Origin of the sequence: Pseudomonas sp. stari2, assembly GCF_040760005.1 — a bacterium.
Classification (GTDB): Bacteria; Pseudomonadota; Gammaproteobacteria; order Pseudomonadales; family Pseudomonadaceae; genus Aquipseudomonas.
Map to the genome: position 1 here is coordinate 987501 of NZ_CP099760.1, position 12154 is coordinate 999654.

Sequence of the window (12154 nt, forward strand, 5' to 3'; positions counted from 1 at the left end):
TTAGTGATCCGGTGGTTCTGTATGGAAGGGCCATCGCTCAACGGATAAAAGGTACTCCGGGGATAACAGGCTGATACCGCCCAAGAGTTCATATCGACGGCGGTGTTTGGCACCTCGATGTCGGCTCATCACATCCTGGGGCTGAAGCCGGTCCCAAGGGTATGGCTGTTCGCCATTTAAAGTGGTACGCGAGCTGGGTTTAGAACGTCGTGAGACAGTTCGGTCCCTATCTGCCGTGGACGTTTGAGATTTGAGAGGGGCTGCTCCTAGTACGAGAGGACCGGAGTGGACGAACCTCTGGTGTTCCGGTTGTCACGCCAGTGGCATTGCCGGGTAGCTATGTTCGGAAAAGATAACCGCTGAAAGCATCTAAGCGGGAAACTTGCCTCAAGATGAGATCTCACTGGAACCTTGAGTTCCCTGAAGGGCCGTCGAAGACTACGACGTTGATAGGTTGGGTGTGTAAGCGCTGTGAGGCGTTGAGCTAACCAATACTAATTGCCCGTGAGGCTTGACCATATAACACCCAAGCAATTTGACTACTCGAAAGAGCATCAGATTGCGGTGTGTGAAGACGCAATGAACCGAAAGTTCGATGCTCACAAAACACCGAAAACTATCCCATACCCAATTTGCTGAAGCGAGGCCAGCCGGCCACGAGTCAGTACCCGAATTTCTTGACGACCATAGAGCGTTGGAACCACCTGATCCCATCCCGAACTCAGAAGTGAAACGATGCATCGCCGATGGTAGTGTGGGGTTTCCCCATGTGAGAGTAGGTCATCGTCAAGATTAAATTCCGAAACCCCAATTGCGAAAGCAGTTGGGGTTTTGTTTTGCCCGCAGGAAAGTTCGTACAGCATTCTCGGACGCCTTGCGGCTGCCCTCACCAGCCGACAATGCTAAGGTTCAGCCCTAGCTTTTGTACTTTTCCAAGGAAGCCTTCATGCCGGACACTCAGTCCCTCAACGCTGCATTCATGGTGGTTCAGAGCAACAGCCTGGACGAACTGCGCAGCCTTGTGATCAGCATAATGCGGCGCTATCCGCTGGCTCCCCTGGAAAACGAAATTGCGCTTGTGCAAAGCAACGGCATTGCCCAATGGCTCAAGTTGGCGTTAGCCGAGGATCCTGAAGAGGATGATCTTGGCGGCTGCGGTATTGCCGCCGCAATTGATGTGCAGTTGCCGGGCAGTTTCATGTGGCAGCTTTACCGCACGGTCCTGGGACGAGATGAGATCCCGGCAAAGTCCTTGCTCGACAAGGCACCTCTGACCTGGCGACTGATGCGCTTGTTACCGCAGGTCATCGACCTGCCGCATTTCGAACCCCTGCAACGATTCCTTACCCATGACTCCGACTTGCGCAAGCGTTACCAGCTGTCCGAACGTCTGGCAGATCTGTTCGACCAGTATCAGGTGTACCGTGCCGACTGGCTTGAGGATTGGGCCGAGGGGCGACATCAACTACGAAATGTCAGAGGCGAAATTAAACCGCTGCCCACCACCAATTGCTGGCAGGCAGAACTGTGGCGGGCATTGCTTGAGGATGTCGGTGAACAAGGCATGGCTCAAAGCCGTGCGGGTGTGCACCAGCGATTCATCGAGTGCATCTACAGCCTTGAAAAAGCACCGGCAGGCTTGCCGTCACGAGTCATTGTTTTCGGGATTTCCTCATTGCCCGCACAAGTACTCGAAGCTTTAGCAGGGCTGGCCCGGTTCAGCCAGGTCCTGCTCTGTGTCCACAATCCTTGCCGTTATCATTGGGCCGATATCGTTGCTGACAAGGATCTGTTGCGTCATCAATACAAACGCCAAGCTCGAAAGAATGGCATGCCTGTGGTTCTGGACTCGGAGTCGCTGCACCAACATGCCCACCCGCTGCTCGCGGCCTGGGGCAAGCAAGGTCGTGACTACATCAATCTGCTCGATAGCTATGACGATCCCAACAGCTATCGCGCAGCATTTCGCAATGGTCGTATCGACATGTTCAGCGAAACAGCCCCGCAAAACATGCTCAATCAACTGCAGGATGACATTCTGGAGCTGCGTCCGCTCAGCGAAACACGTGAGCTCTGGTCTGAGGTCGATCTGAAACAGGATCAATCGATTCGATTCCACATCGCGCATAGTGCACAGCGCGAGGTCGAGATTCTCCACGATCAGCTTCTGGCTCGATTCAGCGCCAATCCCGCACTGCGCCCCCGCGACGTGATCGTCATGGTGCCCGACATCGACAGTTATGCGCCGCATGTCCGTGCGGTGTTCGGGCAGCTGGATCGTCATGATCCACGGTTCATTCCTTTCACACTGGCAGACCAAGGGCAACGCGGTCGCGATCCATTACTGATCGCTGTCGAACATCTGCTCAAACTGCCAGACAGTCGCTTCCCCGTCAGCGAAATCCTCGACTTGCTCGACGTTCCGGCATTACGCGCACGGTTCGGTATGGAGGAGCGGGACTTGCCGACTCTGCATCGCTGGATCGAAGGTGCCGGTGTGCGTTGGGGGATGGATGCAGACCAGCGCGCCGGACTGGGTTTGCCAAATGAACTGGAGCAGAACAGTTGGCGTTTCGGCCTGAGGCGGATGCTCCTCGGATATGCGGTTGGCGACTCAAGTGCCTGCGCGGGGATTGAACCCTACGATGAAATTGGCGGTCTCGATGCCGCGTTGATCGGCCCTCTGGTTGCCTTGCTGGACGCCTTGGAGTACTCGCACCAGCAATTTCTGAAGCCTGCGAAACCTCAAGAGTGGGGGAGCCGGTTGCAGGTACTGATGCAGGTGTTTTTCAAAGCGAGCAATGAGCATGACGACTACTTGCTGAGTCAGCTAGAGGAGCTGCGCGGAACATGGCTGGAGACCTGTGAGTCTGTCGGACTGGAAGACGAGTTACCGCTGACCGTTGTTCGCGAAGCCTGGTTGGCCGGGTTGGACCAGGGGCGTCTGTCCCAACGTTTCCTGGCCGGTGCAGTGAACTTCTGTACCCTGATGCCGATGCGGGCAATTCCATTCAAGTTGGTTTGCCTTCTGGGCATGAACGATGGCGATTATCCCCGGGCACAACCACCACTGGACTTCGACCTTATGGGCAGCGATTACCGGCCGGGAGATCGCTCCCGCCGTGAGGATGATCGCTATCTGTTGCTCGAAGCACTGTTGTCCGCGCGTCAGCAGCTCTACATCAGTTGGGTTGGACGCAGTATTCGTGACAACAGTGAGCGGCCACCCTCGGTGCTGATCGGGCAGTTGCGGGATCATCTCGCCAACGGTTGGCGAACCATAGATGAAGGCGCGGATATTCTGCATGCCATGACTCAGGAGCACCCGCTGCAGCCATTCAGTTCACGTTACTTCCATGAGGGAAATGAACTGTTCAGTTACGCCAGCGAATGGCAGGTGCTGCATCAACGTCATGAGCCTGTTGATGGGAAAGGAATGCTTGAACCCCATGTCCAGGAGGAGCCGTTGAGTCTCGCACTGCTGCAGGATTTCCTGCGCAATCCGGTGCGACACTTTTTCACTCAGCGATTGAAAGTTTACTTTGAAGCGGCACAAGTACCTCAAGCCGATGAAGAGCCGTTTGTGCTGGATGCGTTGCAGCGATATACCCTAAGTGACAGTTTGCTCGAAGCGGCCTTGAGACATCCGGAGGGTGCTGATCAGGCGCTTGAGGCTCAGGCTCGGCGCCTGCAAAACAGCGGGCTGCTGCCCATGGCGGGATTCGGTGAGTGCCTGCAGCGAGAGTTGATCGAACCGCTTCCTGATTTGCTGCAACGCTATCAGCAGCTACTGATGCTTTGGCCGACTCCGTTGACCAGCGCGGTCCCGATCAATCTTGAATGGCAGGGATTACGCCTGGAAGGATGGCTTGGAGGTCTTCATCAACGCGCCGACGGAGGTGTGCTGTCGGTGACGACGATCCCCAACAGCATCGGTTCGATCAAGAACCGCAAATGGCACCGTCTGACCAAACCATGGGTCAATCATCTGGTCGCTTGTGCGAGTGGGCTTTCTCTGACTACGGCGCTGGTCGCCAGTGACGACACCCTTTTGCTTGAACCGATGGAACAAGATCGAGCCTGGAGAATACTCGAAGACCTGCTGCTCGCCTGGCAGTCAGGAATGTGTCAACCGCTCCCGGTTGCGGTGAAAACCGCTTTTGCATGGCTGGGTCAGAATGACCCGCTGAAGGCTGAAGCCTCTGCACGCAAAGCCTATGAAGGTGATGGCCAGACCAGCGAAGGAGAGAGACGCGAAAGCCCCGCATTGGCGCGGCAGTTCCCGGATTACGATGCGTTGCTGGCGGAGGAGACATTCACCGATTGGTGCAACGCTCTGTACCGCCCGGTGCTCGAAGCTCCCTGGCAATCATTGGCCAACGAGGGGGGGCGTTCATGAGTAAAAAGCAGCCACTTGCCTTGGCGTTTCCATTGAAGGGCAGTCAACTGATCGAGGCCAGCGCGGGTACTGGCAAGACGTTCACCATCTCCGCGTTGTACCTGCGCCTGATCCTTGGCCACGGAGGCGAGGCGAATGGCTTCGGTCGCGAGCTGCTGCCACCGCAGATTCTGGTGGTGACCTTCACCGACGCAGCGACCAAGGAGTTGCGCGAACGTATTCGCACACGTCTGGCTGAGGCCGCACGCTTCTTCCGTGACGAGACGTGGCCTCCTGATACGTTGATCGATGAGTTGCGCGCGCAGTTCGACCCTCAGCAATGGCCCGGTTGCGCTAACCGTCTGGATATCGCCGCGCAATGGATGGACGAGGCTGCCGTCTCGACGATCCACAGCTGGTGCCAGCGAATGTTGCGCGAACATGCATTCGATAGCGGCAGCCTGTTTACCCAGACCCTCGAAACCGATCACAGCGATCTGCTCGGCGAAGTGCTCCGCGATTACTGGCGCCTGTTCTGCTATCCGATGCAGGGTGACGCCCTGAACTGGGTACGCACTAACTGGGGAGGTCCTGCCGCTCTCTTGCCTCGCGTACGTGCTCTCTTTGGTACTGAACGTGACGGAGCCGAAGGCAAATCTCCGACCGAGCTGATCGAAGAGTACCTGCTGGAACGCCGCGCGGCATTGGTTGAATTGAAGAAGCCCTGGCAGCAGTGGGCGGATGAGTTGCTCACCATTTGTCATCAGGGCGTTGCCAGCAAGACAGTCGACGGACGCAAGATGCAGGCCCGCTACTTCGAGCCCTGGTTCGAAAAACTCAAGGCCTGGGCTGAAGACGAATCACTGGAACAACTGGATATTGGTACCGGATTTACCCGGCTCACGCCTGACGGCATGGCCGATGCCTGGAAAGGCGAGCCACCGAGCCATCCGGGACTGGACGCAATGCAGGCACTCAAGTCGAGCCTCGACGGGCTGCCAACCCCCGATGCTGCGGTGCTGCAGCACGCCGCCAAATGGGTGGGCGAGCGTTTTGAAGAAGAGAAGCGTCGACGCGCCGAAATGGGTTTCGACGACATGCTGCTGCGACTCGACGCAGCCCTGAAATCCGAAGGTGGCGAGCGACTCTCCACACTTATCCGCGAGCAATTTCCGGTCGCCCTGATCGACGAATTCCAGGACACGGATCCGGTGCAGTACCGGATCTTCGAGAACATCTATCGCATCGAGGAAAACAATCCCGAGACCGGACTGTTTCTGATCGGTGATCCGAAACAGGCGATCTATGCCTTCCGTGGTGCGGACATCTACACCTACCTGCGCGCGCGAATAGCCACCTCAGGGCGACTGCATACACTGGGTACGAATTTCCGCTCCAGTCATGGGATGGTCCGTGCAGTAAACCAAGTGTTCGAGCGCGCCGAGTCCCGCGAACAGGGACGCGGCGCGTTTCTGTTTCGAGAGAAAAACGGTGACAACCCGGTGCCGTTTCAGCCCGTGGACTCTCAGGGGCGCAAGGAGCATTTGCAGATTTCCGGGCAAGACGTCCCTGCGCTGAATATCTGGCATTTATCCACCGAGCAACCAGTCTCTGGTGCGGTCTATCGCCAGCAGCTGGCGGCGGCCTGCGCCAGTGAAATCACTGCCCTGCTCAATGGCGGACAAGTCGGCAGCGCTGGTTTCGCGCAGGACGGCAAGGATTTTCGCGGGCTGCAACCGTCGGATATCGCAATTCTTGTGCGTGACGGCAAAGAGGCTCAAGCGATACGCGGTGAGCTTGCTGCCCGAGGGGTGCGCAGTGTTTACCTGTCGGACAAGGACTCTGTCTTCGCGGCCCAAGAGGCCCATGATCTTCTGGCCTGGCTCAAGGCCTGTGCCGAACCGGATGTCGAGCGCTCGTTGAAAGCAGCCCTGGCCTGCACCACGTTGAATCTGCCGTTGACTGAGCTGGAACGCCTGAATCAGGACGAACTGGTCTGGGAAGCACGCGTCATGCAGTTCCGAGCCTACCGTGAGATCTGGCGCAAACAAGGCGTGCTGCCGATGCTGCGGCGCTTTCTGCATGACTTCCATCTGCCGCAAACCTTGATCGCGCGCAGTGATGGTGAGCGGGTGCTGACTAACCTGTTGCACCTGTCGGAGCTGATGCAGCAGGCGGCCTCCGAACTCGATGGCGAGCAGGCGCTGATCCGGCATTTGGCCGAGCACCTTGCGCTGTCCGGTAACGCGGGTGAGGAGCAGATCCTGCGCCTTGAAAGCGACGAGCAACTGGTTAAGGTCGTGACCATTCACAAGTCCAAGGGGCTTGAGTATCCGTTGGTGTTTCTGCCTTTCATCTGCTCAGCCAAACCCGTGGACGGTAGCCGTCTGCCGTTGCATTACCACGATGCATCCGGCAAAGCTCAAGTCAGTCTCAAGCCTGATGCCGAGCTGATTGCCCTGGCCGACAATGAGCGTCTGGCGGAGGACCTGCGATTACTCTATGTTGCACTGACCCGCGCACAACATGCCTGCTGGCTTGGCGTGACGGACCTCAAACGCGGCAATAACAGCAGCTCGGTCCTGCATCTTTCAGCACTTGGCTATCTGGTGGGTGGTGGCGCGTCATTGAGTGAGTCCAGCGGTCTGACCCGTTGGCTCGACGATCTGCAGCAACATTGTTCTGCGCTGAGCATCGTTGAAATGCCACTGGCAACCAGTGAGCGCTACCAGCCACCACGCAACGAAGCGATCCCAAGTGCCACGTTGATCCCCAAACGCAAGGCCAGCGAAAACTGGTGGATCGCCTCCTACAGTGCCTTGCGCATCAGTGACGAGTTGAGCATGGGCAGTGAAGAGGCGCCGGACAGTCCGCAAGCGCAGAAACTGTTCGACGACGAGCGCCTTGAGCCCGATGCTCCTCGCGAGATCATTCCGGGAGGTGCCGAGATTCACCGCTTCCCCCGAGGACCGAATCCGGGGACGTTTCTCCACGGACTGCTCGAGTGGGCAGGCGATGAAGGGTTCGCGGTTTCGCGCGAGGTACTGGAAGACGCGATCGCCCGACGCTGCAATCGTCGCGGCTGGGAAGGCTGGATCACGACCCTCAGCGACTGGCTGCAGCACCTGCTCAAATCGCCGATGCCCGCAGGCACCGGTCGACCACCGGTGGTGTTGGAGCAATTGAAACAGTATCGGGTCGAGATGGAGTTCTGGTTCGCCAGCCACAAGGTCGATGTCGTCAGACTCGACGAACAGGTCCGCAAGTTCACCCACAACGGCGTTGCCCGGGTCGCCGCCGAAGCGGTGCAGCTCAACGGCATGTTCAAAGGCTTCATCGATCTGACCTTTGAACATGACGGTCGTTACTACGTGGCGGACTACAAATCCAACTGGCTGGGCGTCGATGACGCCGCCTACACCGAGCAGGCCATGGAGCAGTCGATTCTGGAAAACCGTTACGACCTGCAGTACGTACTGTATCTGCTGGCACTGCATCGTCAGCTCAAGGCCCGCCTCGCCGATTACGATTACGACAGGCATGTTGGCGGTGCGCTGTATCTGTTCCTGCGGGGCACTCGTGCTGACAGTGGTGGCGTGTATTTCGTGCGGCCGCCGCGGGAGCTGATCGAGCGTCTGGACCGGATGTTCCAGGGCAAACCGGAATCGAAGGCCGAGCCCGTGTGGGAGCAGGGAGAATTGCTATGAGCCGCACCTTCGCGGATTTTCCGCCGGTTTCGCTGGATGCCGACGGCTTGGCGCAGCTCACCCCTCTTACGCGAGCCCATGACCTGTTGCAGTTACTGAACCTCTGGGTCGAGCGTGGATGGCTGCGGGCGCTGGACAAGGCATTCGTGGCATTTCTTTACGAGTTGGCGCCTGACGTTGATCCGTTGGTATTGCTTGCCGCTGCGTTGACCAGTCATCAACTCGGCCACGGTCATGTGTGCCTGGATTTGTTTGAAACCCTCAAGGCCCCGGACTTCGCCCTGTCCCTGCCGCCGGAAGGTGACGTGCAATCGGGTGTGTTGTTGCTGCCATCGCAATTGCTGGAGTCCCTTGAAGGGACGCACTGGTGCAAGGTGCTGGCCGGCAGTTCGCTGGTGGCGCTGGCTGCCGACGACAGTGAGTCTGCACGGCAATGCCCGCTGGTGCTGTCCGGCAAACGCCTGTACTTGCGGCGGTACTGGGCCTACGAGCGACGCATCGACACTGCACTGCGTCAGCGCTTGGCAGAGCATGAACCGACGCCGGGCGACCTGTCGCAGCGACTGGACGAGTTATTCGGATCGGCCAAGAAAACCAATGCGATCGACTGGCAGAAACTCGCATGCGCACTGGCGACCCGAGGCGCCTTCAGCATCGTCACGGGCGGGCCTGGCACCGGCAAGACCACCACGGTGGTACGCTTGCTGGCGTTGCTTCAGGCTCCTGCGGTCGAAGCCGGTCAGCCACTGCGAATTCGCCTGGCTGCCCCTACGGGTAAGGCGGCTGCGCGGTTGACCGAGTCCATCAGCCAGCAAGTGCAATCGCTGAAAGTCGCCGACGCCGTTCGGGAAAAGATTCCTTCCGAGGTCACCACCGTTCACCGTTTGCTCGGCAGCCGTCCTGGCACCCGACACTTCCGTCACCATGCCGGTAACCGTCTGCCACTGGATGTATTGGTGGTCGACGAAGCATCCATGATTGACCTGGAGATGATGGCCAACCTGCTTGATGCGTTGCCGTCACACGCTCGTCTGGTATTGCTGGGCGACAAGGATCAACTGGCTTCCGTCGAGGCCGGTGCAGTACTGGGGGATCTGTGCCGCGATGCGGAGGCGGGTTGGTACAGTCCGCAGACCCGCCAGTGGCTGGAGTCCGTGAGCGGCGAGTCTTTGCAGAACAGCGGTTTGCACGAGGACAGCGGCGGTACGCACCCGTTGGCGCAGCAAGTGGTGATGTTGCGTCACTCGCGGCGTTTTGGCGAGGGCAGTGGGATCGGCCAGCTTGCTCGCAGGGTGAATCAGCAATTGCCGGATGAGGCTCGCCAGTTGTTGGCAGCGCGAAGCCACGAAGATGTGTATTCGTTGGCGCTCAAGGGTGAACACGACCACGCACTGGAGCGTCTTGTTCTGGAAGGGCATGGTGAAGGTCCGCACGGTTATCGGCATTATCTAAGCGTTCTGCGCAATAAGCGCCCGCTTGCCGGAGCAACTCTTGAACACCCCGGTTGGCTCGATTGGGCTCGGGAAGTCTTACAGGCCTTCGATACGTTCCAGCTGCTGTGCGCCGTGCGCAAAGGGCCGTGGGGTGTCGAGGGGCTGAACCAACGCATCACCGAAGCGCTGCTCAAGGCCCGGCTGATCGACAGCGACCAGCAATGGTATGAAGGTCGTCCGGTCCTGATGACCCGCAATGACTACGGTCTGGGGCTGATGAACGGTGATATCGGCATCGCTCTCAAATTGCCCGAACGGGATGGGCCGAACGCCGGTGAAGCAGTCCTTCGGGTGGCGTTCCCTCGTAACGACGGGCGCGGCGGGGTACGGTTCGTGTTGCCGAGCCGGCTCAATGATGTGGAAACCGTGTACGCGATGACGGTGCACAAGTCGCAAGGCTCGGAGTTTGCCCATACCGCGCTGATCCTTCCGGACGCCTTGAATCCGGTGCTGACCAAAGAGCTGATCTACACCGGCATTACCCGAGCCAAGCATTGGTTCACCTTGATCGAACCGCGAGCCGGAGTGTTTGAGGAAGCGGTGCAGCGCAAGGTCAAGCGCTTGAGCGGCTTGATGCTGGAACTGGAAGAGGGCGCGGGGGCTCGAGAATGAAAATGCTGACGCTTGTCGGCGTTATCTGACCAGCCGGTCAGAGGGTGCTGTATCGCTGGCGTTCCAACGCTGTGCTATCGTTGCGGCATCATCTCGTTACGATCCAAGAGAATCCCTGCATGAAGCTGGCTGTCTGGGCGACAGAACGCGTAGTTGGCTGCAAGCGAGCGTTGCTTGTCAGTCTGCTCTGTCTGCTCACGGGTGTGGCTGCTGCCCAGCCGCAAACACCGATGGGCATGGCCGAACAAAGGGCCAAGTCCGTTACTCAAGTGGTCCTCGGTATTCTCAGCTATGCCCGCTGGCCGGTTGAGCCTGCACAATTGCGCCTGTGCATCGTCGGCCCAACCGAATATACCGATGATCTGGTGAAAGGCACGACGCAGGCCACGGGGCGACCTGTCACTGTGCGTCGCCTGCTGGCCGACAACCCGTCTATCGTCAGCGAGTGCGATGCGGTATACATCGGCAAACTCACTTCCGATGAACGCAGTCGACTGTTCGCTTCACTGATCGGCCATCCGGTATTGAGCATCAGCGAGGGCGGTGATCAGTGCACGGTCGGCAGTCTGTTCTGTCTGCGAGTCGGTGATGAGCAGGTATCTTTCGAGGTCAATCTCGACTCCGTCGCCCGCAGCGGCGTACGCATTCATCCAAGCGTGCTGCAGTTGTCACGCCGCAAGCCGGCGGCCCCATGAGGCGCGACAAATCCACAGGGCGTCCGACCCTGGGTTCGGTCATAGGTCGCGGGCACTTGATCGTGGCGCTGGTTGCCGTGGCGATGGCCAGTGTGTCCCTGACCCTGCTTGGCGTTTTGGCGCTGCGGGTCTATGCCGATCACAACCTTCACCTGATCGCTCGTTCGATCAGTTACACCGTGGAAGCGGCGGTGGTGTTCAACGACAAGCCTGCCGCAACGGAGGCGCTGGCATTGATCGCCTCGACCGAAGAAGTGGCGGACGCGCAGGTGCTGGACAGTCAGGGTCAGTTGCTGGCGCGATGGCAGCGTCCGGAAAACGGTTTTTTTTCCGGGCTGGAAATGCAGATCACACGGATAGTGCTGGAAAAACCGATCAGCCTGCCGATCCTGCACCAGGATCGCGAGATCGGCCGGATCCTGTTGATCGGTCACGGTGGCAGCCTGATGCAGTTTCTGTTGAGCGGTCTGGCGGGCATCATTCTCTGCACCGCGATCAGCGCCTGGGTGGCGCTCTTTTTGGCGCGCCGTCAGTTGCGCGGGATCATCGGTCCGCTGCACAGCCTGGCGGGAGTGGCCCACGCCGCCCGCAGTGAACGGGCACTGGACCGGCGGGTGCCACCGGCGAAAATCGCCGAGCTCGACAACCTCGGCAACGACTTCAACGCTCTGCTCGATGAGCTGGAATCGTGGCAGACCCACCTGCAAAACGAGAACGAAACCCTTGCCCACCAGGCCACTCACGACAGCCTCACGGGACTGCCCAACCGGGCGTTTTTCGAGGGGCGTCTGATTCGTGCATTGCGCAGCGCCAACAAACTCAACGAGCGTGCAGCGGTGCTGTTTCTCGACAGTGATCGTTTCAAGGAGATCAATGACAACTTTGGCCATGCGGCCGGCGATGCGGTGCTGGTGGCGGTAGCGAACCGGGTGCGGGCGCAGTTGCGCGAAGAGGATCTGGTGGCGCGTCTGGGCGGCGATGAATTTGCCGTGCTGTTGACGCCGTTGCACAAGACCGAAGACGCCGAGCGCATTGCCGACAAGATACTCGCCAGCATGGACACCCCGATTGCATTGCCGGGCGACACCAGTGTGGTGACCTCGCTCAGTATCGGCATTGCGGTTTACCCCGACCATGGCGCCACGCCCGGCACCTTGCTCGATGCGGCGGATGCCGCGATGTATCAAGCAAAGCGCCTGTCCCGCGGCGCCCAATTCACCGCCGGGTCGGAGCACCCGGTCGATCCCGTTCAAACCAGGAGCTGATACC

At 59.0% G+C, this 12154-nt stretch carries 5 protein-coding genes and 2 rRNA genes (1 of these 7 running past the window's edge); all 7 read left to right on the forward strand.

The window, feature by feature from the left end; all coding sequences use genetic code 11:
- Window positions 1–519, forward strand: a 23S ribosomal RNA gene (locus tag NH234_RS04370) (it extends 2372 nt beyond the left edge of the window).
- A gap of 157 nt (window positions 520–676) precedes the next feature.
- Window positions 677–792: ribosomal RNA gene (gene rrf / locus NH234_RS04375) — 5S ribosomal RNA — on the forward strand.
- A gap of 154 nt (window positions 793–946) precedes the next feature.
- Complete coding sequence (gene recC / locus NH234_RS04380) at window positions 947–4399, forward strand: exodeoxyribonuclease V subunit gamma (RefSeq protein ID WP_367255703.1); 3453 nt, start codon at window positions 947–949, stop codon at window positions 4397–4399.
- Window positions 4396–8085, forward strand: coding sequence for an exodeoxyribonuclease V subunit beta (gene recB / locus NH234_RS04385; RefSeq protein ID WP_367255704.1), 3690 nt, complete (start codon window positions 4396–4398; stop codon window positions 8083–8085). The genes recC and recB overlap by 4 nt, the downstream gene beginning before the upstream one ends.
- Window positions 8082–10190 carry an exodeoxyribonuclease V subunit alpha gene (gene recD / locus NH234_RS04390; protein WP_367255705.1) on the forward strand — a complete coding sequence of 703 codons (2109 nt, stop codon included), beginning with the start codon at window positions 8082–8084 and terminating at the stop codon, window positions 10188–10190. The genes recB and recD overlap by 4 nt, the downstream gene beginning before the upstream one ends.
- Before the next feature lie 119 nt (window positions 10191–10309).
- Entirely contained in the window at window positions 10310–10885 is a 576-nt protein-coding gene (locus tag NH234_RS04395) for a YfiR family protein (protein WP_085734084.1), read from the forward strand.
- Complete coding sequence (locus NH234_RS04400) at window positions 10882–12150, forward strand: diguanylate cyclase (RefSeq protein ID WP_085734083.1); 1269 nt, start codon at window positions 10882–10884, stop codon at window positions 12148–12150. The genes NH234_RS04395 and NH234_RS04400 overlap by 4 nt, the downstream gene beginning before the upstream one ends.
- Window positions 12151–12154: the final 4 nt, after the last annotated feature.

Bases quoted from the DNA above. Each gene is read 5' to 3' on its own strand.
- recB (WP_367255704.1), top strand. From the start codon at position 4,396: ATGAGTAAAAAGCAGCCACTTGCCTTGGCGTTTCCATTGAAGGGCAGT.
- recC (WP_367255703.1), top strand. From the start codon at position 947: ATGCCGGACACTCAGTCCCTCAACGCTGCATTCATGGTGGTTCAGAGC.
- NH234_RS04400 (WP_085734083.1), top strand. From the start codon at position 10,882: ATGAGGCGCGACAAATCCACAGGGCGTCCGACCCTGGGTTCGGTCATA.
- NH234_RS04395 (WP_085734084.1), top strand. From the start codon at position 10,310: ATGAAGCTGGCTGTCTGGGCGACAGAACGCGTAGTTGGCTGCAAGCGA.
- recD (WP_367255705.1), top strand. From the start codon at position 8,082: ATGAGCCGCACCTTCGCGGATTTTCCGCCGGTTTCGCTGGATGCCGAC.